Annotated in this window: 24 protein-coding genes; 17 read left to right on the top strand and 7 right to left on the bottom strand. The window is 66.4% G+C overall.

Annotated elements, in window-relative coordinates:
* The first annotated feature begins 177 nt into the window (after positions 1 to 177).
* The 4 genes from G6N68_RS16010 (at position 178) to pimB (ending at position 3,862) form a co-directional block, all read left to right on the top strand.
* Complete coding sequence (locus tag G6N68_RS16010; RefSeq protein ID WP_163714087.1) at positions 178 to 426, top strand: hypothetical protein; 249 nt, start codon at positions 178 to 180, stop codon at positions 424 to 426.
* 186 nt (positions 427 to 612) lie between these two features.
* Positions 613 to 1,773: a peptidoglycan hydrolase RipC gene (ripC, locus tag G6N68_RS16005; protein ID WP_163714085.1), complete on the top strand. Its 1,161-nt coding sequence runs from the start codon at positions 613 to 615 to the stop codon at positions 1,771 to 1,773.
* 100 nt (positions 1,774 to 1,873) lie between these two features.
* Positions 1,874 to 2,644 carry a hypothetical protein gene (locus G6N68_RS16000; protein ID WP_163718688.1) on the top strand — a complete coding sequence of 257 codons (771 nt, stop codon included), beginning with the start codon at positions 1,874 to 1,876 and terminating at the stop codon, positions 2,642 to 2,644.
* 75 nt (positions 2,645 to 2,719) lie between these two features.
* Positions 2,720 to 3,862, top strand: coding sequence for a GDP-mannose-dependent alpha-(1-6)-phosphatidylinositol monomannoside mannosyltransferase (pimB, locus tag G6N68_RS15995; protein WP_163714083.1), 1,143 nt, complete (start codon positions 2,720 to 2,722; stop codon positions 3,860 to 3,862).
* Between the two features lie 211 nt (positions 3,863 to 4,073).
* On the opposite strand, the gene G6N68_RS15990 is transcribed toward pimB, so the two are convergent.
* Positions 4,074 to 5,876, bottom strand: coding sequence for an AMP-dependent synthetase/ligase (locus G6N68_RS15990; RefSeq protein ID WP_163714081.1), 1,803 nt, complete (start codon positions 5,874 to 5,876; stop codon positions 4,074 to 4,076).
* 161 nt (positions 5,877 to 6,037) lie between these two features.
* On the opposite strand from G6N68_RS15990, the gene G6N68_RS15985 reads away from it, so the two are divergent.
* From G6N68_RS15985 to G6N68_RS15965, 5 genes are all read left to right on the top strand, one after another.
* Positions 6,038 to 6,427: a polyketide cyclase / dehydrase and lipid transport gene (locus G6N68_RS15985; RefSeq protein ID WP_163714079.1), complete on the top strand. Its 390-nt coding sequence runs from the start codon at positions 6,038 to 6,040 to the stop codon at positions 6,425 to 6,427.
* Between the two features lie 127 nt (positions 6,428 to 6,554).
* Entirely contained in the window at positions 6,555 to 6,989 is a 435-nt protein-coding gene (locus tag G6N68_RS15980) for an SRPBCC family protein (RefSeq protein ID WP_163714077.1), read from the top strand.
* Positions 6,986 to 8,248 (top strand): ArsA family ATPase, encoded by a 1,263-nt coding sequence (locus G6N68_RS15975; protein WP_205351487.1) that lies wholly within the window; start codon positions 6,986 to 6,988, stop codon positions 8,246 to 8,248. The genes G6N68_RS15980 and G6N68_RS15975 overlap by 4 nt, the downstream gene beginning before the upstream one ends.
* Complete coding sequence (locus G6N68_RS15970; RefSeq protein ID WP_163714075.1) at positions 8,236 to 8,646, top strand: hypothetical protein; 411 nt, start codon at positions 8,236 to 8,238, stop codon at positions 8,644 to 8,646. Before G6N68_RS15975 ends, G6N68_RS15970 begins: the two co-directional genes overlap by 13 nt.
* A gap of 86 nt (positions 8,647 to 8,732) precedes the next feature.
* A complete protein-coding gene (locus G6N68_RS15965) occupies positions 8,733 to 9,449 on the top strand; it encodes a lysophospholipid acyltransferase family protein (protein ID WP_163714073.1) in 717 nt (238 codons plus the stop codon).
* Positions 9,450 to 9,460: 11 nt separating this feature from the next.
* On the opposite strand, the gene G6N68_RS15960 is transcribed toward G6N68_RS15965, so the two are convergent.
* Positions 9,461 to 10,741, bottom strand: a complete 1,281-nt coding sequence (locus G6N68_RS15960; protein WP_163714071.1) for a glycosyltransferase 87 family protein — start codon at positions 10,739 to 10,741, stop codon at positions 9,461 to 9,463.
* 92 nt (positions 10,742 to 10,833) lie between these two features.
* Here G6N68_RS15960 and G6N68_RS15955 point away from each other — a divergent pair, with 92 nt between their 5' ends.
* From G6N68_RS15955 to G6N68_RS15940, 4 genes are all read left to right on the top strand, one after another.
* Positions 10,834 to 11,676 carry a hypothetical protein gene (locus G6N68_RS15955; protein ID WP_163714069.1) on the top strand — a complete coding sequence of 281 codons (843 nt, stop codon included), beginning with the start codon at positions 10,834 to 10,836 and terminating at the stop codon, positions 11,674 to 11,676.
* Positions 11,677 to 11,865: 189 nt separating this feature from the next.
* Positions 11,866 to 12,006, top strand: coding sequence for a hypothetical protein (locus tag G6N68_RS15950; RefSeq protein ID WP_163714066.1), 141 nt, complete (start codon positions 11,866 to 11,868; stop codon positions 12,004 to 12,006).
* Between the two features lie 9 nt (positions 12,007 to 12,015).
* Positions 12,016 to 12,519, top strand: a complete 504-nt coding sequence (locus G6N68_RS15945) for a polyadenylate-specific 3'-exoribonuclease AS (protein WP_163714063.1) — start codon at positions 12,016 to 12,018, stop codon at positions 12,517 to 12,519.
* A gap of 34 nt (positions 12,520 to 12,553) precedes the next feature.
* Complete coding sequence (locus G6N68_RS15940; RefSeq protein WP_163714060.1) at positions 12,554 to 13,951, top strand: class II 3-deoxy-7-phosphoheptulonate synthase; 1,398 nt, start codon at positions 12,554 to 12,556, stop codon at positions 13,949 to 13,951.
* Between the two features lie 13 nt (positions 13,952 to 13,964).
* Here the strand turns inward: G6N68_RS15940 and G6N68_RS15935 are convergent, their stop codons facing one another.
* Complete coding sequence (locus G6N68_RS15935; RefSeq protein WP_163714056.1) at positions 13,965 to 15,212, bottom strand: protein kinase domain-containing protein; 1,248 nt, start codon at positions 15,210 to 15,212, stop codon at positions 13,965 to 13,967.
* 89 nt (positions 15,213 to 15,301) lie between these two features.
* Here G6N68_RS15935 and G6N68_RS15930 point away from each other — a divergent pair, with 89 nt between their 5' ends.
* Positions 15,302 to 15,706 carry an Rv2175c family DNA-binding protein gene (locus G6N68_RS15930; protein ID WP_205351349.1) on the top strand — a complete coding sequence of 135 codons (405 nt, stop codon included), beginning with the start codon at positions 15,302 to 15,304 and terminating at the stop codon, positions 15,704 to 15,706.
* 1 nt (position 15,707) lies between these two features.
* Here G6N68_RS15930 and G6N68_RS15925 read toward each other — a convergent pair whose 3' ends face one another.
* Both G6N68_RS15925 and idsA2 read right to left on the bottom strand, forming a co-directional pair.
* Positions 15,708 to 17,243: an alpha-(1->6)-mannopyranosyltransferase A gene (locus G6N68_RS15925; protein WP_163714051.1), complete on the bottom strand. Its 1,536-nt coding sequence runs from the start codon at positions 17,241 to 17,243 to the stop codon at positions 15,708 to 15,710.
* The gene (gene idsA2, locus G6N68_RS15920) at positions 17,240 to 18,310 is read right to left on the bottom strand and encodes a bifunctional (2E,6E)-farnesyl/geranyl diphosphate synthase (RefSeq protein WP_163718684.1); all 1,071 of its coding nucleotides are present in this window, start codon (positions 18,308 to 18,310) and stop codon (positions 17,240 to 17,242) included. The genes G6N68_RS15925 and idsA2 overlap by 4 nt, the downstream gene beginning before the upstream one ends.
* A 285-nt stretch (positions 18,311 to 18,595) precedes the next feature.
* Between idsA2 and G6N68_RS15915 the strand changes: the two genes are divergently transcribed.
* The gene (locus tag G6N68_RS15915) at positions 18,596 to 19,489 is read left to right on the top strand and encodes a mycobacterial-type methylenetetrahydrofolate reductase (RefSeq protein WP_163714048.1); all 894 of its coding nucleotides are present in this window, start codon (positions 18,596 to 18,598) and stop codon (positions 19,487 to 19,489) included.
* On the opposite strand, the gene lppM is transcribed toward G6N68_RS15915, so the two are convergent.
* On the bottom strand, positions 19,486 to 20,133 hold the full coding sequence (gene lppM / locus G6N68_RS15910; RefSeq protein WP_163718682.1) for a lipoprotein LppM: 648 nt from the start codon (positions 20,131 to 20,133) through the stop codon (positions 19,486 to 19,488). The genes G6N68_RS15915 and lppM overlap by 4 nt on opposite strands.
* Positions 20,134 to 20,316: 183 nt before the next feature.
* Entirely contained in the window at positions 20,317 to 20,958 is a 642-nt protein-coding gene (locus G6N68_RS15905; protein WP_163714046.1) for a GNAT family N-acetyltransferase, read from the bottom strand.
* 308 nt (positions 20,959 to 21,266) lie between these two features.
* Here G6N68_RS15905 and G6N68_RS15900 point away from each other — a divergent pair, with 308 nt between their 5' ends.
* Positions 21,267 to 21,668, top strand: a complete 402-nt coding sequence (locus G6N68_RS15900; RefSeq protein ID WP_163714044.1) for an SCO2097 family morphological protein — start codon at positions 21,267 to 21,269, stop codon at positions 21,666 to 21,668.
* Between the two features lie 379 nt (positions 21,669 to 22,047).
* Positions 22,048 to 22,479, top strand: a complete 432-nt coding sequence (gene mraZ / locus G6N68_RS15895) for a division/cell wall cluster transcriptional repressor MraZ (RefSeq protein WP_163714042.1) — start codon at positions 22,048 to 22,050, stop codon at positions 22,477 to 22,479.

The following is a 22,479-nucleotide window of genomic DNA, read 5'->3' as shown; positions in this document are numbered from 1 at the left end:
GGACGTTAGGCACCCGCACCGACATCGGACGGTTCCCACGCCGCGGCCTGCACCCGGCAGGTCGGCAGTGGCGACACGGAGCTCGGGGAGATGTCGGTGGTGCCCGCTAGCGTTCGGCGCAAGCCCGACTTTGCGCTTGTCAATGCTCGTCAGAGCAGACCGAAAGGACCGACCACAGTGGCAATAAGCAGCGGATCCGAGAATGGTGACGGTGTGGCATCCAGGGGGACCGTTGTCATCGATTGCGACGACTGCGCGGTGCGCGGCCCCGGTTGCCGTGATTGTGTAGTCAGCGTCCTACTAGGGGTTCCGGAAACGCTTTCTTACGATGAACGCGCAGCGCTGGAAGTGCTTGCCGAGGCTGGATTAGCACCGAAATTGCGACTCGTACCCCTCCGGCGCGACCGCGGATCCGGTGTGGCGTAAGGTCTTTGCGTGACCGACCAACCGAAGCTCATAGACGAGTATTCGGCCGCCCACACGAAAATGACAGAATTCTGTCCATTTTCTTAATCTCCCCCTTTGGACAAAGCCGATATCGTTTCGTAACCTGTTTGAGACCTAAACCCGCTCGACGCCAAGGCGTTGATGGCAGTTTAAGGAAGCAAAATTTTGAGGCTCGACCTTAGATACTCGATTGCGCTCTTTTTCAAGAGATTGTCCATCGGTTTGCTAGCGAGCTTCACCGTGCTGTCCGGCGTTCTGGCCGGAAATGCGATGGCCGATCCCGCCGACGAGGCGCTGGCAAGACTCAACGATTTGTCTCGGCAGGCCGAGCAGACCACCGAGGCGATGCACAGCGCTCAGCTGGACCTCAACGCCAAGCTGGCGGCCCTGCAGGCGGCGGAGAAGAAGCATGGTGAAGACCAGGCCAGGGCAGACGCCGCAAAGGCCCGCTTGGTCACCTTCCAAGCTGCCGTCAACAAAGCCGCTGTCACGGCGTACATGGGTGGCCGCACCGACGCGATGAACGCCATCTTGACGGCTGACGCGCCGCAACTGCTCATCGACAGGCTGTCGGTGCAGCGTGTGATGGCGAATCAGATGACGGAGCAGATGGCCGCCTACCGGGCTGCCAACGAGCAGGCAACTAAGGCTGAGCAGGCGTCGGCCAAGTCCGCCGCTGACGCCAAGTCTGCCGCCGAGCAAGCCGCGGCGGTGCGAGCGAGCCTGCAGCACAAGCAAAGTCAGCTGCAGACTCAGATCGCTGTGGTCAAGTCGCAATACGAAGCGTTGACGCCTTCTCAGCGGGAGGCGCTGGCCAACCCGGGCGCGGTCCCAGCGGGACTTACGGTCCCGGCCCCGGAGGCGTTGGCGCCCGGAGCGCCGGGTGGTCCCGGCGGGCCCCCAGAGGCGTTAGCCCCCGGCCAGCCTCCGCAGCCCGCTGGCGCGTTGCCGTGGCTGCCCGGTGAAGGCGGCGGCGGCGGCGACCGTGCCGTCGTGGTGCAGGCAGCGCTGACGCAGGTAGGGATGCCTTACACCTGGGGTGGCGCCGCACCCGGTGGATTCGACTGCTCCGGCTTGGTGATGTGGGCCTACCAGCAGGCCGGCATCTCGCTACCCCACTCGAGCCAGGCACAGGCCCACGGCGGTACGCCGGTGGCGTTGTCGGACCTGCAACCCGGTGACGTGCTGACGTTCTACTCGGATGCCTCCCACGCGGGCATCTACATCGGTGACGGCCTGATGGTCCACGCCTCCACCTACGGTGTGCCGGTGGCCGTGGTGCCGATGGAATCGTCAGGCCCGATTTACGACGCCCGCCGCTACTGACGGTCGCGCCCAGCGGCGTTTCCGGCGGCGCAGCCGATTACGGTTTCTGCTAGCGGGTGTGTTTGCCGCTGAGCTGATAGTCATTGCGGCCGTGTTCCCGGTGCGCGGCGTTCCCTCGACGCCGTCGGTCGCCCCGCGCGCCGATATCCCGCCGACGGTTGTGGTCGTGGGGGGTCGCACCGTGCATCTGCACAGCCTCGGCGGTCCGGATGCCGATCATCTGCTGAAGCGCATCGCGGCCGACGTCGGTGCCGCAATCAACGCCGTCGTGGCGTTCTGGGGCGAGGATTGGTCGCGTGACATCTCGGTAGTGGCCGCCGGCACTCGAGAGCAGTTTCTGGCCGCCGCCGGCGGCCCGGCCTCGCAGTGGGAGGACATCGCGGCGGTGACGCTCGTCGAGAGGGTCGATCCCGTCAGCCGCCAGGTGGCGGGTCAACGCATCATGTTCGCCCCGGAGGCGAGCCATATGCACGAAGGTGCATTGCGAATAGTGCTGCGGCACGAGCTTTTCCACTACGCAGCGCGGGCCGACACCGCTCTGGACGCGCCGCGCTGGCTGACCGAGGGGGTCGCCGATTTCGTGGCCCGGCCGCCAGTCGCAGACGTCCCTCCCGGGGCGGTGCCGTCGCCCCTATCGCTGCCGTCGGACGCCGATCTGGACACACCGGGGGAGCAGCGCTCCGTGGCCTACGACCGCGCCTGGCTGTTCGCGCGGTTCGTCGCCGACGTCTACCAGCCCGACAAGTTGCGTGAGCTTTACGTCGCGGCGTGCGGCGTGGGCCACGCTGATGTGCCGACCGCGTTGCGTTCCGTACTCGGTATCGACGCCGACGAAGTCCTCAAGCGTTGGCGCGAATGGCTGAGACGCTAGCCTCTCTACCGTGAGCAGACGCAAAATCCCCCAACACGCCGCGGTTTTGGGAGACATTGCGTCCGCTCGACACAAATGAGCCGGGTCCTGCTGGTATCCAACGACTTTCCGCCACGGCGTGGCGGCATCCAGTCCTACCTCGGCGAGTTCGTCACCCGCTTGGTGGACGCCGGCTCGCATGCGGTGACCGTTTACGTGCCGCGGTGGAAGGGCGCCGACGTATTCGACCGTGCTGCTCACGACGCGGGCTACCGGGTGGTGCGCCACCCCACCACGCTGATGCTGCCCGTTCCTACCGTTGACGCGCGGATGCGCCGCCTGATCGCCGAGCACGACATCGACACCGTCTGGTTCGGTGCCGCCGCGCCCCTGGCCCTGCTCGCGCCGCGCGCCCGCCAGGCCGGCGCGACCCGGGTGCTGGCCAGTACCCACGGTCACGAAGTGGGCTGGTCGATGCTCCCGGTCGCACGCTCGGTGCTGCGCCGAATTGGCGACAGTACTGACGTGGTCACGTTCGTCAGCCGCTATACCCGGTCGCGATTCGCGCCGGCGTTCGGGCCCAGCGCATCGCTGGAATACCTGCCGCCCGGAGTGGACAGCGAAAGGTTCCGGCCGGATCCCGCCGCCCGGGCGGAACTGCGCAAGCGCTACGGACTGGGCGAGCGGCCGACGGTGGTGTGCCTGTCGCGGCTGGTGCCACGCAAAGGGCAGGACATGCTGATCAAGGCGCTGCCCTCGATTCGTCGCCGCGTCGACGGAGCCGCCTTGGTGATCGTCGGGGGAGGCCCTTACCTGGAGACCTTGCGCAAGCTGGCGCAGGACGGTGGGGTGACCGACCACGTGACTTTCACCGGCGGTGTACCAGGCGATGAGCTCCCGGCCCATCACGCCCTGGCCGACGTCTTCGCGATGCCCTGCCGTACCCGCGGCTCCGGAATGGACGTCGAAGGGTTGGGCATCGTGTACCTGGAGGCGTCTGCGACCGGCGTGCCGGTGATCGCCGGAAGGTCCGGGGGAGCACCAGAAGCGGTGCAGCACAACAAAACTGGTCTGGTGGTCGACGGCACCTCGGTGGACGAGGTCGCCGAGGCGGTGATCGAACTGCTGACCGACCGCGACCGCGCAGCGGCGATGGGCGCCGCCGGGCGTGCATGGGTGACGGCCGAGTGGCGCTGGGACACCCTGACCGCCCGACTGGCCGAGCTACTGCGCGCCTAGCGCGCTTGTGCTTGCTCGAGCGTGTGCCCTGTGGCCCGTCAATCTTGGGGTGGGGGTGTTATCCCACACGCTCGGCGCGGTCGGGGCTGGGGCGCGGCTGGTGTGATTGCTCGAGCGTGTGCCCTGTGGCCCCTCAATCTTGGGGTGGGGGCGTTATCCCACACGTTCGGCGCGGACGGGGCCCGCGGGCACTGGGCGCGCGCGGCGGCTACTACTCCTTGCTGTAGATCGCTTCGATGTCCGAGGCGAACTTCTCGGCCACCACGTTGCGCTTGACCTTCATCGTCGGCGTCAGCTCCCCGGTGTCCTCGGTGAAGTCGACCGGCAGGACGCGGAACTTCTTGATCGCCTCGGCGTTGGACACCAGCTGGTTGGCTTCCTTGACGGCGTGCTCCACCTCCGAGAGCAGATCCGGGTCGGTTTTCAGGTCACCCACTGATGCGTCGGCTGCCTTTCCGTGCCGGTGCTTCCATCCTTCGAACGCCTCGGGATCGATGGTGATCAAAGCGCCGATGAACGGCTTGTTGTCGCCGACCACCATCGCCTGGCTGATCAGCGGGTGCGAGCGCAGCTGGTCTTCGAGCACCGCCGGGGCGACATTCTTGCCTCCCGCCGTGACGATGAGCTCCTTCTTGCGGCCCGTGATGGTCAAGAAGCCATCCTCGTCGACCGAACCGAGGTCACCCGTGTGGAACCAGCCGTCGGTAAAGGCCTCCTCGGTGGCCTTTTCGTTTTGCCAGTAACCGTTGAACACCACGCCGCCGCGGACCAGCAGCTCTTTGTCTTCGGCGATCTTCAGGCTGTTGCCGGGCAGCAGGCTGCCGACGGTCCCGATCTTCATCTTGTCGATCTGGTTGACCGCGATCGCCGCGCTGGTCTCAGTCAAGCCGTAGCCTTCGTAGATCGTCACGCCGACGCCGCGGTAGAAGTGGCCCAACCGGGCGCCCAGCGGTGCACCACCGGAGACGGCGGCGCTGCAGTTACCACCCAACGCGTTGCGCAGCTTCTGATACACCAACCGGTCGAACACCGCGTGCTTGGCGCGCAACCACGGGCCCGGTTTGCCATGGTCAAGGGCGCGGCTCCAGTCGATGGCGGTCTTCGCGGCGGCATGGAAGATCGCTCCCTTGCCATCATCGATGGCGTTTTGCTCGGCGGTGTTGTACACCTTCTCGAACACCCGCGGTACCGACACCACCAAGGTCGGCTTGAACTCGGCGAACAGCGGCAGCAGGTTCTTGATGTCGCTGGTGAAGCCGGTGGTCCCCATATTGGCGAAGGCGCATAGGCCCACCGCCCGAGCCAACACGTGCGCCATCGGTAAGAACAACAGCAGCCTCTGCCCCTTGGACATCAACGTCGGAAGGGCCTCCTGCACCCCACGAATCTCATAGAGCAGGTTGGAGTGGGTGAGCTGGCAGCCCTTGGGGCGACCCGTGGTCCCCGATGTGTAGATGAGTGTGGCCGGGTCGTCGGAGCGCAACGCCTCTTGCCGGGCAGTCAGCTCAGCCGGCTCAACCGACTGGCCCTCTTCGGTGAGCTGGTCCAGCGCCTTCGGGCCGGAACCGTCGATGTGCAGCACCCGGCGCAGGTCCGGCAGCTCACCGGTGAGTTCGGTGACGATCGCTGCGTGCGCATCGGTCTCGGCGAACGCCAACACCGCCCCGGAGTCCTGCAGGACCCAGCGCACCTGCTCGGCCGACGACGTCTCATAAATCGGCACCGTGACGGCCCCGACCGACAAAATCGCCAGGTCGATGATGGGCCATTCGTAGCGGGTTGCGGAGAAGATGGAGACGCGGTCACCGGCCTGCACCCCCATGGCGATCAAACCCAATGCGGCAGACCGAATCTGGCGGGCGACTTCGGCGCAAGTGACGTCGGTCCACACCCCGTCGATTTGGCGTTGGTAGATGGGGTGGTCGGGGTCGTCACGCTCATGGTCGTAGACCATCGCCGCGACATTGTCGTGCTCGTCGATGGTGAAGCGGGCGGGAACACTGTACTGGCGCACTCTTGGGACCTCGCTTGACGTTGCTTGACAATTTTGCGGCTACTAGCTGGTGTCCAGCCTAATCGTGACAATGCCCAGCGTGGAGACGGCTGGTCAACGGGGTGCTTCGATAGCGCGGGGTAGCGCCCGTGGCGGCTGGGTCAATATGTGAAGCTGGGGCAATGAACAGCATCCAAATTGCTGACGAGACATACATCGCCGCCGACGGGGCGCAGGTGGGAGCCGCGATCGCCGATCGGTCCAAGTGGAGCCGGTGGTGGCCCGATCTGCGACTGCAAGTCACCGAAGACCGTGCCGAGAAGGGCATCAGGTGGGCGGTCACCGGCGCCCTGACCGGCACCATGGAGGTTTGGCTGGAGCCCTCGCTGGACGGGGTCGTGCTGCACTATTTCCTGCACGCCGAACCCTCTGGCGTGGCGGCGTGGCAGCTCGCCAAGCTGAATCTGGCGAAGATGACGCACCGTCGCCGAGTGGCGGGGAAGAATATGGCGTTCGAGGTGAAAACAGCCCTGGAAGCGTCGCGTCCGATCGGTGTCTCTCCGGTAGCTTAGCCGGGTCAAGGTAGGCCTTCGGGATGGCGAAAAAGGAGTACCGTTTCTGCCGGGAGTCTGGGGCGCTCCCGTAGATGACCCGGGTCGACCCGCTGTGCGGGAATGGAATCGGAAAGGGACTAGCTAGGTGGCGGAGAAAACGCAACAGACGATCCACATCGGCGCGGATCCGGGCGAGGTGATGAAGGCGATCGCCGACATCGAGTCCTACCCGGACTGGATCTCGGAGTACAAGGAAGTCGAAGTTCTCGAGGCTGACGACGAGGGGTACCCGAAGAAGGCGCGGATGTTGATGGACGCGGGCATCTTCAAAGACACCCTGATCATGAACTACCAGTGGCCTGCCGATCGCCAGTCGTTGAGCTGGACGCTGGAATCCAGCTCGCTGCTGAAGTCCCTCGAGGGTTCATACATCCTGGCGCCCAAGGGTTCTGGCACTGACGTCACCTACCAACTCGCGATCGACCTGGCCATCCCGATGATCGGGATGCTCAAGCGCAAGGCGGAAAAGAGGTTGATCGACGCCGCTCTGAAGGATCTGAAGAAACGAGTCGAGGGCTGAGCGATTCCGCTGCGTCGACCCCAGCCCGGATCAGTCTCTTTGTCGGCAAAGGCGGGGTAGGAAAGTCCACGCTGGCGTCCGCCACTGCGGTCTGTGATGCCAGCTGCGGCCAGCGCGTGCTGCTGGTGTCCACCGACCAGGCGCACTCGTTGGGCGATGTGCTGGGCATCCCGGTGCCCCCGACCGGTCACGGCGAACCCGTTCGCGTGCTGGTCGACCTGGACACCGGGGCGGACCCCGGCGGATCTCTCGACGCGTTGGCCCTGGACACTCTGGCGCTGCTGGAGGACCGGTGGCGCGGCGTGGTCGACGCCCTCGACGGGCGGTTCCCCGAGTCTGAGTTGGGCACCATTGCGCCCGAAGAACTTTCGGCTCTGCCCGGCATTCAGGAGGTCCTCGGCCTGCACGCCGTGGCCGAACTCGCGGCGACCGGACGATGGGACCGCATCGTGGTCGACTGCGCATCTACGGCCGACGCACTGCGAATGCTGACTCTGCCCGCCACCTTCGGTCTCTACGTGGAACGCGCGTGGCCGCGCCATCGCAGACTCAGCATCGACGATCCCCGATCGGCCGCGGTGGTGGGGCTGCTCGAGCGCACCAGCGCCGCCGTCGAGCGGCTCAGCGCGGTCCTGACCGACGGTGCTGTGGTCAGTGCGCATCTGGTGCTCACACCCGAGCGGGTGGTCGCCGCCGAGGCGGCCCGAACGCTGGGTTCGTTGGCGTTGATGGGGGTGCGCGTCGAGGAACTGCTGGTCAACCAGGTTCTCGTGCGAGACGAGGCCTACGAGTACAGCAGCCTGCCCGACCACCCCGCGTTCTACTGGTACGCCGAACGCATCTCCGAACAACGCGCCGTCCTAGAGGAACTCGACGCCACCATCGGCGACGTCGAACTGGTGCTGGTGCCGCATCTGGCCGGCGAGCCGATCGGTCCGAAAGCGCTGGCCGGCTTGCTCGACAGTTCGCGTCGCCGACGCGGTGACGCGCCGCCGGGACCGTTGCGTCCTATTGTGGATCTGGAATCGGGTTCGGGGCTGGAGTCGGTATACCGGTTACGCCTGGAGCTGCCACAGCTCGACCCCGCTTCGCTCACCCTGGGCAGATCCGAGGACGATCTCGTGATCAGTGCCGGCGGCGTACGGCGTCGGGTCCGGTTGGCTTCGGTACTACGACGGTGTACGGTGCTGGACGCGCAGCTGCGGGGTACTGAGCTGACAGTTCGTTTTCGACCGAATCCGGAGGTATGGCCAAAGTGACAAGGCATACCGATATTGGTCCTGAGCTGCGCAAGTTGGCGCAGTCCGTGCTCGCTGGAATCGACCCCGCGGTGCGTGCTGCTGCGGCGGTGGCGTCCAGCGCCGGCGTCGGCAAGTGCCAGCAGGTGTGGTGCCCGGTATGTGCCGTCGCGGCGCTTCTGTCCGGCGAACAACATCCGCTGCTGACGGTCGTCGCGGACCACGGCGTGGCATTGATGGATGTGCTCCGCTCCGTGGTCGACGACATCAACGGAACGGCGGAGCAGCCGCTGGGCGACGCGCCGAGCGCGGACGAGGGCCCTGAGCCGGGGCCGGAAAGCGTAAACGGCTCGCAGCCCACCCCCAACGGCTCCGCGAAGTCGCACTACCAGCCCATACCGGTGACCATCCAGGAATGAGTGCCTGCACCGCAGGTGGTCGCCGCTAGTCCAGATGGGTACAGTTGGCGCAGACACCGGTCGGTGCGGGCGGGGGAGAGGGAGACATGTGGTACTACCTTTTTAAGTACATCTTCATGGGCCCACTCTTTACGTTGCTTGGTCGACCGAAAGTTGAAGGCCTAGAACACATTCCGGCCTCCGGGCCAGCCATCCTGGCCAGTAACCACCTCGCGGTGGCGGACAGCTTCTACCTGCCGTTGGTGGTGCGTCGGCGCATCTGGTTCCTGGCGAAAGCGGAGTACTTCACCGGCACCGGTGTGAAGGGCTGGATCAACCGGTGGTTCTACACCGTGTCCGGGCAGGTGCCGATCGACCGCACCGACGCCGATGCGGCGCAATCCGCGCTGGACACCGCACAGGGGTTACTAAGTCAGGGCCGGTTGTTGGGCATGTACCCCGAAGGCACCCGGTCGCCTGACGGGCGTCTCTACAAGGGCAAGACGGGCCTGGCCCGGCTCGCCCTGCAGACCGGGGTCCCGGTGATTCCGGTCGCGATGATCGGCACCAACAAGGTCAACCCGCCCGGGAAGAAGATGTTGCGATTCGGCCGGGTCACCGTCCGGTTCGGCAAGCCGATGGACTTCTCGCGGTTTGAGGGCCTGGCCGGCAACCACTTCATCGAGCGCGCGGTGATCGACGAGGTGATGTACGAGCTGATGCAGCTCTCGGGTCAGGAGTACGTCGACATCTACGCGGCGACCATCAAGGACGGCGGCGACCCAAAAGACATCACGCGGATCCCTGAGACGGCCGCGAGCTAATTCGAGCTAGTTCAGCCGGCGGCGGGTACGGGCGTCAGCTTATTGGGCGTGCTTGAGCGCTGCGCCGTGACCTGCGCGGTGACCGTCGCTCCGGCGGCGATGATGACGGCCAGGGCCCACCACACGTAGGACATTCCCAGGAGTTGCCGCCACCACGACGCGGTCAGTTCGTGGTGCTTGGGCATGAGGTCAATGGGCGTCCAGTGGGTCAGCGCCAGCCCGGCCAGGGTGAGCAACCCTAGTGCCACGTTGCGACGGCGCCAGGCCAGCGTTCCCAGCACCAGCACCGCCGGCAGCAGCCACACCCAGTGGTGCGACCAGGACACCGGCGAAACGACCAACCCGAACAGGGCAACGCAAATCACAGCCAGCATCGGCTCATCGGCCTTGAGGACGCGCCGCATCGCCCAGATGGTGACGGCCAGCACGAGGAGGCAGGCCAGCACCCACAGTGGGAAGCGTTCATGCTCGTCGAGCCCGAGTCGGGCCAGCCCTCCGGCGATGTTCTGGTCGGTGTTGAGTGCGGCTTCGCCGATCCGGTCGGTGTGATGCAAGGTGTGCGTCCAGTACGACCAGGAATCGCGCCAGGCCAGGACGAAACCGACCAGTGTCGCGCCAACGAACGTCGCCAATGCGGTCAACGCGGCCCGGTTGTCGCGACGCAGCAGGAAGTAGAGCAGGAACACGGCCGGCGTCAGTTTCAACGCGATGCCGATGCCCAGTGCCAGCCCGCGCGGCCACGGCGTGTGCCGGGGAAAGGTGTCGATGATGACCAGCGTCATCAGGATGGCGTTGATCTGGCCGTAAGCGAAATTGGAATTGAGCGGCTCGAGGTAGATCGATGCGGGGACCACGATCATCACCGCGAGCCATACCCGGCGCACCCAGGCCGGGCCGGACAGGACCTTCGACTGCGACCAGATGTCCAGCCGGGTCAGCACCACCGTCGTCGACAACAACAGCACCACCAGGGTCAACGCTGTGATCACGGCACCCGCGGCGGGCATTTTCAACCAGGCGAACGGGCTGAAAAACACCGCTGCCAGCGGCGGATAGGTGAACGGCAGGTCCACGATCGGTGTGTGGAACAACACACCGTCGTACAAGGGACGTCCGTCCAGCCAGGCTTGGGCGCCCATCTGATAGACGTCGATGTCGATGCGGTAGGCCGGGTTCACGAACAGGTCGCGTAGCAGGCGGCTCAGCGCCCAGCCAGCAACCAGCCAGAGCAGGCTCCATACCAGGACCCGCCCGAGTCGACTGCCCACTTCGGGCGAGCGCCAGTTACTCATTTCGGAACACAGCCTAATCGGTATTGGGCGTGTGTTGCGCCGCACAGCGCGGCTTCGGCCAGTTCAAGGGGCCGCGCGCCTATGTTCGTAACGTGCACCGCTGGTTGCAGCATGACATCGTCGACCGGGGGCGCCTTCCCCTGTTGTGTTGCCTGGTCGCCTTCATCCTGACCTTCTTCGTGACCCGCACCTTCGTGCGCGTTATACGGCGTCGCGCGGAACGGGGCGGGCCTCCGCCCCGCTGGTGGCAGCCGCGCAACCTGCACATCGGTTCGGTTCATCTGCACCACGTGACGTTCGGCGTCATCTTGGTGATGATCTCCGGACTCTCTCTGGTGACGCTTTCGATCGACGGACAGCAGCCCCAAATCACTTTGGCGGCAACCTTTTTCGGTATCGGTGCCGCGCTGGTGCTCGATGAGTACGCGCTGATACTGCATCTGTCCGACGTCTACTGGGAGCAAGACGGCCGCACCTCGGTGGACGCGGTGTTCGCCGCCACCGCGGTGGCCGGACTGCTGATCATGGGCCTGCACCCGCTGATGTTCTTCCTGCCGATCCGCCATAACCACGATTGGGTGCTGTTGCACACCACCGTGGTGGTGGGGGTGGTGTTGACGCTGCCGCTGGCGGTGATCGTGCTGTTGAAAGGCAAGGTGTGGACCGGTCTGCTGGGGATGTTTCTGGTGGTGCTGCTGGTGGTCGGGGCGATCAGGCTGTCGCGGCCGCATGCGCCGTGGGCGCGCTGGCGCTACACCGACCGACCGGAGAAGATGCACCGCGCACTGCAGCGCGAACGCGTCCTGCGCCGCCCCGTGGTGCAGGCCAAGCTGTGGCTGCAGGCGGCGATCGCCGGTACTCCGCGGCCCGACGATCATGCGGTGGACGCCGCGCTGGACCGCGACGTCCATGCCGCGCCTGCCCCGCTGCGCTAGCTGGGCGGCGGCGTAGGTCGCGCGTCTCCGCGCGTAACCGCGCATCGCCGCGCGTCACCCGAGCGTCGAAAGTGAGGCGAAATTGCCGCCGCCGGAGGAAGTTGGGCAATTTCGCCCACACTCGCCGAGGCGCGGGAGGGGCGCCCGCGCCACCGCGCGTCGAATGTGACGCCTAATTACCGCCACCGGATGAAAGTGGGCGATATCCCTCACACTCGGCGGCACGGAGGGGACACACTCGGCGGCCCGGAGGGCACACTCGGCGGCCCGGAGTGGGCACTCGGCGACCCGGCGTCGGCGCCTGGCGAGGCCACCAACCCGCCGGGCTAGGCTGCGGCAGTGCGGTACTTCTACGACACCGAATTCATTGAGGACGGCCGCACCATCGAGCTGATCTCGATCGGCATAGTGGCCGAAGATGGCCGCGAGTACTACGCGGTATCCACCGAATTCGACCCCGAGCGGGCCGGCAGCTGGGTGCGAGCGCACGTACTGCCGAAACTGCCGCCCCCGGCTTCGCAGTTGTGGCGCCCACGCAGCCAGATCCGCGCGGACCTAGAGACGTTCTTCGACGTGAACGGCACCGAACCGATAGAGCTGTGGGCCTGGGTGGGGGCCTATGACCATGTGGCCCTGTGCCAGTTGTGGGGCCCCATGCCCGGCCTGCCGCGGGCGATACCGCGCTACACGCGGGAATTACGCCAATTGTGGGAGGACCGCGGCAGTCCACGGCTGCCACCGCGGCAGCGCGACGTCCACAATGCGTTGGTAGACGCCCGCGATCAGTTGCGCCGCTTTCGGATCATCACCGGCGAGCAAGACCCCGGCGGGCGTTCGCCCTGATCAGACGTCGGCGCGGCCCGGTTACCATAGACCGATGAACTGGACCGTCGACATTCCGATCGACCAGCTGCCGTCGTTGCCGCCGCTGCCCAGCGATCTGCGGGCCCGGCTGGACGCCGCGCTGGCCAAGCCGGCCGCCCAGCAACCGACTTGGGACACCGACCAGGCGACGGCCATGCGCACCGTCCTGGAAAGTGTGCCGCCGGTGACTGTGCCTTCGGAGATCGTCAAGCTGCAGGACCAATTGGCCCAGGTGGCAAAGGGTGAAGCATTTCTGCTGCAGGGCGGGGACTGCGCCGAGACGTTCGTCGACAACACCGAACCCCACATCCGCGCCAACATCCGCACGTTGCTGCAGATGGCGGTGGTGCTCACCTACGGTGCCAGCTTGCCGGTGGTGAAGGTGGCCCGCATCGCCGGTCAGTACGCCAAGCCCCGCTCGGCCGACATCGACGCCCTGGGCCTGCGGTCCTACCGCGGGGACATGGTCAACGGTTTCGCTCCGGACGCCGCCGCCCGCGAGCACGACCCGTCACGGTTGGTGCGCGCCTACGCCAACGCGAGCGCGGCGATGAACCTGGTGCGGGCGCTGACCTCGTCCGGCCTGGCGTCCCTGCACCTGGTGCACGACTGGAACCGTGAGTTCGTCCGGACCTCACCCGCCGGTGCGCGCTACGAGGCGCTGGCCGGCGAGATCGACCGCGGCCTGAAGTTCATGAGCGCCTGCGGCGTGGCCGACCGCAACCTGCAAACCGCCGAAATCTACGCCAGCCATGAGGCTTTGGTGCTCGACTACGAGCGGGCGATGCTGCGGTTGTCGGAGCATCCCGACGACCCGGATGGCGAGCCGCGGCTGTATGACCTCTCGGCGCACACCGTCTGGATCGGGGAGCGGACCCGGCAACTCGACGGTGCGCACATCGCGTTCGCCGAGGTGATCGCCAACCCGATCGGCGTCAAGCTTGGCCCGACGATGACGCCGGAACTGGCCGTCGAATACGTCGAGCGGCTGGACCCGCACAACAAGCCGGGACGGCTGACGTTGGTGACCAGGATGGGCAACAACAAGGTCCGCGACCTGCTGCCCCCGATCGTCGAGAAGGTCCAGGCCACCGGTCATCAGGTGATTTGGCAGTGTGACCCGATGCACGGCAACACCCACGAGTCGTCGACGGGCTACAAGACCCGCCATTTCGATCGCATCGTGGACGAGGTCCAGGGTTTCTTCGAGGTGCATCGTGCCCTCGGCACCCATCCGGGCGGCATCCACGTCGAGATCACCGGCGAGAACGTCACCGAGTGCCTCGGTGGGGCACAGGACATTTCCGACCACGACCTCGCCGGCCGCTATGAGACGGCCTGCGACCCGCGGCTGAACACCCAGCAGTCGCTGGAGTTGGCGTTCCTGGTCGCGGAGATGCTGCGCGACTAGCCGCTGGCCAGATTCAGAGCAGCCCGCTCAGGTTGCTGCCGATGGTCCATCCGGCGGTGGCGACCAGCCCGGTGATCGCCAGCACGATCGCGACCCAGATGAGCACCATCCGGCGGCGGTGCTGGCGCTCCCACATAAATTCCTCTAGGGAGATGCCGGCGAATTGTCCTGCCTCATCGGCGTATTCGTAATCGTCATCGTCGTATTCGATCGGCGCATCCGGCAGATCCGGTGCGACGGGCGCGCCGGGCGTGGGTTCGCGGGTGAACTGGCGGGTGGGGTGAGGACCCTGCGGTATGCCCGGGGCACCGGGCCCGGCCGCGGCGCGCTGTTCGGCGATTTGACTGCGGTGCAGCACCGCCGACCGGTGTTGGGCGGAGTTGCGCGGCGCCGGCACGCGGAAATCCGGTAATCCCAGCTCTTCGACGATCGCATCCAAATCCGCCGCCATCTCGATGGCGTCGGCATATCTTTCGGCGGGGTCGCGCGCCGTCGCACACGCCAAAAACTCGTCGAATTGCGTTGGCACGCCGCCGATCGCGTCGCTGGCGGGCGGCACATCGTGATCGAGTCGCTGATAGGCGATGGTCAACGGCGAGTCGCCGGTGAACGGGGTCTGCCCGGTGAGTAGCTCGTAGGTGAGAATCCCGGTCGAGTAGACGTCGCTCCGGGGACCGGCGTTGCCGTCGCGCACCTGCTCGGGGGACAGGTAGGCCGCGGTGCCCAAAATGACGCTGTTGGACGTGATCCCGGCGGCAGCGACGGCGCGGACCAACCCGAAATCGGCGATCTTGACCTCACCGTCGTCGGAGATCAGGACGTTCTCGGGCTTGATGTCGCGGTGGACCAGGCCGGCCCGATGCGCGACGGACAGTCCGCCCAGCACCGGTCGGAGCACGGCCGCCACCGCATGCGGCGGCATGGGTCCGCGTTCGTGCAACAGTTCGCGCAGCGTCCCGCCCTCGATGAGCTCCATCACCAGGAAGGGGTGCCGTCCGTCGTGCCCTTGGTCGTACACGGCGACCAGTCCCGGATGCTTCAGCCGCGCCACCGTGCGGGCCTCGAGCTGGAAACGGGTCAGGAACTGCTGATCGCCGGCGTAGCGGGAGTCCATCACCTTCAGGGCGACGGGCCGGTCCAGTCGGGTGTCGAGGCCGCGGTAGACCGTCGACGTCCCACCACTGGCGATCTCGGCCTGCACCAGGTAGCGGCCGTCGAGCAGCGTGCTCAACAACGGATCGCCCATCCCAGCTCCCACCACGGGGTCATCGTAGGTGGCGTCGCGAAATGGGTCGAAGAACTGTGCAAAACAGGGCGACGCACCGGCCGCGGCAGGCTTACACTGACGCCGTGGGCAGCATTCCGGCCGGCGAAGACGTTCTTGATCCTGACGAACCAACCTACGACCTGTCTCGGGTGGCTGAGCTACTCGGCGTATCGGTCAGCAAGGTGCTCCAGCAACTGAGAGAGGGCCATCTGGTCGCGGTGCGGCGCGACGGCGGTGTGGTGGTACCCCAAGTGTTCTTCACCAACAAAGGGCAATTGGCCAAGTGCCTGCCCGGGTTGTTGACGATCCTGCACGACGGGGGCTACCGCGACACCGAGATCGTGCGCTGGTTGTTCACTCCCGACCCGTCGCTGACCGTCACCCGCGACGGTTCACGCGACGCGCTGAACAATGCGCGTCCGGTGGACGCGCTGCACGCGCACCAGGCTCGAGAGGTCGTGCGTCGCGCTCAAGCGATGGCGTACTGAACTAAGCCGCCGGCACCGGCGCCTGGTCATCTTCCTCGTGACGGTCGACGTCCGGCTCCCGACGCAGCGCACGCCAAGCCAACACCGCGAACGCGGTGGCCAGGCCCAGGTGCCACCAGACGTACATGCCGTGTGACCCGTCCGGCTTGAAGATCACCATGATCCACGTCGAGAAGCCGGCGATCAGCGCCACCGCGCGCCGGGATTGTGCCAACGGCGCCAGCACCGCCAGCGGCCAGGAGTAATACCAGGGCAAGGCGGCCGGAACGAACAACACCACGACCAGCATCGCCCACACGATCCCCGTCAGGGCGGCCCGGTCGTCACTGCGCGCCCGCCACCACAGCACGGGCAGTGACACCGCGATGATGACGATCCCGATGAGCCGGGTGGTCTGCAGCAGCGTGTAGAAGTTGATCGCGAAGAGGCTGCCGAAAACTGCGTGAATCAGGTTCGCCGCCGCGGTGGGCACGGTCAGCCAGTTGATGATCTTCACCGAGCCGGCCAATGCGGTCAGCCAGCCCAAGCCGACGCCGGCCACCGCGGACAACACCCCGAAGACGGCCACGCAGATCACCACCGAGGCCAGGGCGGCGGCGACGGCCGCTCGTGGGGTCCGGTAGCCACGGTCTTCGCGCAGGTGACGCATCCACACCCAGAACAGGAACGGCAGCGCCAACCCCGCGGTCGCCTTGACCGCCATCGCCACCGTCAGCACCGCGATACCGGCGACGTGACGCCTTCCCAAGGTCAGCGTGATGCCGGCGGTCATCAGACCCACCATCAGCATCTCGTTGTGTACTCCGCCCATCAGGTGAATCAGGACGAGCGGGTTGAGGACGCAGATCCACAGCGACGTGGGCCCGTCGGCGCCCATCTGCCTCGCCAGTCGCGGAGCCGCCCAGATCAGCAGCGCCAGTCCGGGCAGCATGCACAGGCGCAGCAGCATGGTTCCGGCGACCACGTTCTCGCCGACCAGGATCGTGACGAGCTTGGCCACCAGAATGAAGGCCGGGCCGTAGGGGGCGGTGGTGATGGTCCAGATGGGGCTGACGTCGTCCAGCAACGCGTTCGGATTGCCGACCGGACCGACGACGTAGGGATCCAGACCATCACGCAGCAGCGCACCCTGGGCCAGGTAGGAGTAGGTGTCGCGGCTGAAGACGGGTACCGAGAGGAGCAACGGCGCCAGCCAAAAGGCGGTGGTGGCGCGCATGGTGAACTCGCTGACCTCCCGAGCCAGGACTCGCTTGCCCAAGTTCACCCAGGCCAGCAGCATGAGGCCGACGCCCACCCACAGCACGATCGAGGACACCACCAGCCCGTGGCCGAACCGCAGCCAGGACATGTGGATCGACTCCAGCAGCGGGTCGTGCTGGCGGGTACTGCCGGCACCCAACCCGCCTGCGGTGATCAGCACTGCGCCCAGGAAGCCCAGCCGAGCGGGGCCGGCCTCGGGCGCGGTGGCGAACGCGCGCATTCGTGAAAACCATTGAGCCACAGATGGCTTCGACGCTGGGCTGGACACTGTGCTCATGCGGACCGATCCGTGGCCATTCGGGCGAGCTCGGCCAATCCCGCTTTGGCCGCGGCGTCGATGGGCGCGGCGTCCAGGGTGCTCAGCGCCCGTTCGGTGAGCGTGGCGATGCGGCTTTCCGCCGCGGCCAGCGCGCCCACGTTCTCGATCACCTGGCACAGCTCCCGCACCTGTTCGTCCGTCAACTCGGTGCCGATCGCCGTCCGCAACAAAGCGGCCGCCGCGGGATCCGTCTTCTCGGCCAATTCGGCCGCTTCGGCCACCAGCACGGTGCGCTTGCCGGACCTGAGGTCGTCGCCGGAGGGCTTGCCGGTCACCGCCGGGTCCCCGAACACGCCGAGCACGTCGTCGCGCAACTGGAACGCCACCCCCAGGTCGGTGCCGAATTGTCCGAAGATCTCGGCGATGTCGGGTCGGTCGGCGGCCGCGGCCAGCCCCAGTTGCAGCGGACGCGACACCGTGTAGCAGGCGGTCTTGAAGGTGGCGACGGTCATCGCGGACGCAATGGACGGCGCGGCGCTGGCTTCGGCGACGATGTCGAGGTACTGCCCGCCGAGCACTTCGATGCGGATGTCGGACCACACGCGCTGGACCCTGCGTTGGGCATCGGCGGACAGGACTTTCTGGCCCACCCGGGAAACGATGTCGTCGGCCCAGGCCTGCGCCACATCGCCGAGCAGGATGGCCGCCGACGTCCCGAACTGTTCGGGTGAGCCGCGCCAGTTCCGGTCGCGGTGCAGCGCCGCGAAGTGCATGTGGGCGGTCGGCTCACCCCGGCGGGTGGCGGACGCGTCGATGACGTCGTCGTGCACCAACGCCCACACGTGCAAGAGTTCCAGCGCCGAAAACAGCAGCAGCACATCGGGATCAGGCTCGTTCGGCGCTACTGCGCGCCAACCCCAATAGGCGAAGACCGGCCGCAGCCGCTTGCCCCTGTTGAGGGCGAAGTCCTCCAGCCACGCGGTGACGGCGCCGAAGTCGCTGCCCCCGGGGAATTCGACGTAGGCCGCCTCGCCGCGGCGCTCGTGCAGATACCGTCGCAGTTGGTCGGTGATCGCGCTGGCCAACTCGACAGTCGCCGATGCCGCCGGTGAATTCAGGCTCAGCGCGCCGCCCCTTTCTGCTCGGCCTGGCTCTGGCCCGTCAGTGTATTCCGCCTGGCCTGGGGTGGTGGCGTCGACGTGGACGGGGCCGCCGAGGCGCGCGGTTATGCTGTCTGCGAGACGGTCGATGCGACGTGGGCCAGCGCCCACCAGGCGGCACAGGTTAGCGCGACGTGGCGCGGTCGGGGGACGTAGACGAGTGCGCCGTCGTGAGGACGAAGGCGTGCAGCCAGTGCAGAAAGAGGAGCCGTGACGCTCAACACCATCGCGCTCGAGCTGGTGCCCCCCAACGTGGAGGGGGGCAAGGAGCGGGCGTTAGAAGACGCGCACAAGGTGGCGCGCTATTCCGCTGAGACCGGGCTGGACGGCCGACTCCGGCACGTGATGATCCCGGGCATGATCGCCGAGGACGACGACCGGCCGGTTCCGATGAAGCCCAAGCTGGACGTCCTGGACTTCTGGTCGATCATCAAGCCGGAGTTGCCCGGGCTCAACGGCTTGTGCACACAGGTCACGGCCTTCACCGACGAGGCGGCCCTGCGGCAGCGACTCGCCGACCTGTTGGGCGCCGGGATGGAAGGCGTCGTCTTCGTCGGGGTGCCCCGCACGATGACCGACGGGGAAGGCGGCGGTGTCGCACCAACCGACGCCCTGTCGATCTACCGCGACGAAGTGCCGAACCGCGGCGTCATCGTCATCCCGACCCGAGAGGGCGAATTCGGCCGGTTCGATTTCAAGTGCCGGCAGGGCGCGACGTACGGGATGACCCAGCTGTTGTATTCCGACGCGATCGTGGGTTTCCTGACCGAGTTCGCCAAGAACACCGACCATCGGCCCGAGATCTTGCTGTCGTTCGGCTTCGTGCCAAAGGTCGAAGCCCGCATCGGGTTGATCAACTGGCTCATTCAGGACCCCGGGAACGCCGCGGTGGCGGAGGAGCAGGAGTTCGTCAAGCGGTTGGCCGGTAGCGAGACACCGGAGAAACGTCAGCTGATGGTGGACCTGTACAAGCGGATCGTGGACGGTGTCGTTGACCTCGGCTTCCCGCTGAGCATCCACTTCGAGGCCACGTACGGTGTCTCCGGCCCCGCCTTCGAGACCTTCGCCGAGATGCTCGACTACTGGGCGCCGGATCGGGCCTAGTCGGCCCCTTGGTCGCCCGGCGCGGTGAACCGGGGGGAGCGGTCCCTGCTCATCCAGGCCATCACCGCCACGACGCCGGCCGCCAGGAACGAGGCGATGCCGAGCCAAATGCCCGCTCCGGTGAACGAGCGCGTGTTGGGATCGGTGTAGCGGGCCTGGGCGGTCATGGTGCTCACCACGCCCGGTTTGAGCTTCCACTGCACCACTTCAGGCTCGATCCGGTCGCCGTTGGTGGAGGTCACGGTGCCGGGGAAGGCCACCGTCAACACGATGTCGGCGTCCGGGTCCGTCAGGTTGGTCAGATCGACTCGACCCTCCAGGATCACCAGGTTGCCGTTTCGGCGCAGCGACAGATTCACCCCGGCCGCATCGGAGTTCATGCCGGCCAGCTGGGGCAGTTCGCCGAAGGTCAGATCGGAGAACACCGCCTGGGATCCGACGAAGCCGTCGCTGTCGTAGTTGGAGACCGCGACCTTGTGGGCGAAGCCCAGATTGCTGGTGTCTAACTGGGGCCCGTCATCCTTGTTCGATTTGGGTTTGGCCGCGGCGATGATCTCGCCCGACACCAGGTCGTCGGGGGAGACGGTGATCGACGCTCTGACCCGCAGGCATCCGGTGGCCAGCGGCACCAGGAGCAGCAGCATCGCGATGGCCAGGATGCGGCGCCGCCGGGCGGAGACACCTCGGGAATCGCGGGTCGAGGGAAGGGCAGGGTGCGCGCGCACCAGGTCATCGTGCCAGATTCGGTGTGGCGCTTTCCCGCGCCGCCCTGGTGGCGGACGGCTGCGTGTCGTGAGACGGCGAGCTCGCGGGTGCTAGCGGGGGGCCTACAGGGGTAGAGCCCGTCCCAAAATGGCGAAGGGCCGCGGATCTCCGGCGAAGTAGTAACTGCGCAGAATGTCGGTGAACCCCAGTCGCCGGTACAACCGCCAGGCCCGGTTGGCCTCGCCGTTGGTTTCGGGCGTGGAGAGCAGCACGTACTCCTCGGTGCGGTGCGCCAGCAATCGACGGGCCAACGCCTCCCCGATGCCGCGGCCTTGAGCCCGGGGATGGATGTGCAATTCGGTCAATTCGAAATAGCTTCGCATCAGCCGGTCGATGGCATGCGCCGGAAAACCGTTGCGCTGCAGACCCACAATGACCTGTTGCTGCCACCACTGGCCCGGCGCCCCGGGGTAGCCGTAGGCCACGCCGAGCATCGGCGCGGCGCGCAGCTGAGCGGCAGACGGGTCGACGCGCGCCTCCGCGCCGGTCAAGATCGCGTCGGTCGCGGTCTCACTGTCGGGCGTGTTGACCTCGAAGGCCGCGACTGCCTGCCAACCGTGGCGCCGGGTGTGTTCCAGCCACATGCTCGCGCGCTGATTCTCCGTTCCGCGGGGATAGCGCATCGCGTCGACATACACGCCCAGAGCGTCACGGAGACGGAGCTGCATGTCGGCAGGCGACAGGTCGCTGAGGAAGGTCGCCAACTCGCGGTCTCCTCCTGCTGCCTAGTCGGGCTGGTGGTGTCAGTCGTCCTTGCACCTAGTATCTGACGGACCCTGGTCCCATCGCGACGCGGTGTGCGTGATCGGCTCCGGTGACCGCTTGTGACGCACGACAATCCCGTCCGCCTCGTCCCTGCGCTGTGGTTGGGGCGCACGGAGGATAGAATCGCCTGCGAATCAGTGGTACGGCGTAGATTGACCTCGTATCATCTGAGTTAGTTGCCCCGGAAAATGGGCATCCGTTGTGTAGTGGTTAGGTGACGCCACAGTCTGTCGGCAAGGAGGGACGAATGCCACTCTCCGATCACGAGCAGCGCATGCTCGATCAAATCGAGAGCGCTCTCTATGCCGAGGACCCCAAATTCGCCTCGAGTGTCCGTGGTGGCGGCTTCCGAGCCCCGACCGCGCGTCGGCGCCTGCAAGGGGTCGCGCTATTCGTCATCGGCTTGGGCATGCTGGTCGCCGGCGTGGCCATTAAGGCCACGATGATTGGAAGCTTCCCGGTCCTCAGCGTCTTCGGTTTCGTCGTGATGTTCGGCGGCGTCGTGTACGCCATCAGCGGTCCGCGGTTGTCCGCACTGCCGGACCGCGGGCCGGCCGGTGGGCCTGGACGGCAGCGCCGCAGCAAAGGCTCGGGCGGTTCCTTCACCAGTCGGATGGAGGACCGGTTCCGTCGGCGGTTCGACGACTAACCCGACGGGTCCAACCCTCACGGGGCAGCTACGGCTGCCCCGTTTTTTTATGGCGGTTGAGGCGACGCGCCCGTAGTGCCGTCGTCGGGGTCGCGACAAGCCGCTGATGCGGACTTGTGCCGAAGTTGTGCTCGAGCCGTGCCCCACTGGCCCCCACTTCGACCCCCGCATCCCTGACAACGTCCTGAAATGCGATTTTCCGACGTCGTCGCGATGAGCCGCCTCGCTGCGATACCGCCGTCGAACCTAGCTGAATAACGAATCGGTGGGGAATAGGGGGGCCGACACTCCAAGAAGGGGAAATGTGTGGGGAAAAGTGGGGGGTTGTGGGGTATGGTGGCCGAAGCGTTTGGGTGAGAGCCAACTTGGAGGTGCCGCAGTGTTTCTCGGCACTTACACGCCCAAACTCGACGACAAGGGCCGGCTGACATTGCCGGCTAAATTCCGCGACGCTTTGGCAGGGGGGTTGATGGTCACCAAGAGCCAGGACCACAGCCTCGCCGTCTACCCGCGGGCGGAATTCGAGCAACTGGCACGGCGGGCAAGCAAGGCCCCGCGCAGCAATCCGGAGGCGAGGGCGTTCCTGCGCAACCTCGCCGCCGGTACCGACGAGCAGCATCCCGACAGTCAGGGCCGGATCACGTTGTCGGCGGACCACCGTCGCTACGCCGGGCTTTCCAAGGATTGCGTGGTGATCGGCGCGGTCGACTACCTCGAGATCTGGGATGCGCAGGCCTGGCAGAACTACCAGCAACTCCATGAAGAGAACTTCTCCGCGGCCAGCGATGAAGCACTCAACGACATCTTCTGA

It is taken from the genome of Mycobacterium bourgelatii (assembly GCF_010723575.1).
GTDB lineage: Bacteria > Actinomycetota > Actinomycetes > Mycobacteriales > Mycobacteriaceae > Mycobacterium > Mycobacterium bourgelatii.
The sequence above is the reverse complement of the archived record's forward strand: the minus strand, read 5'-3'. Positions and strand labels throughout refer to the sequence as shown.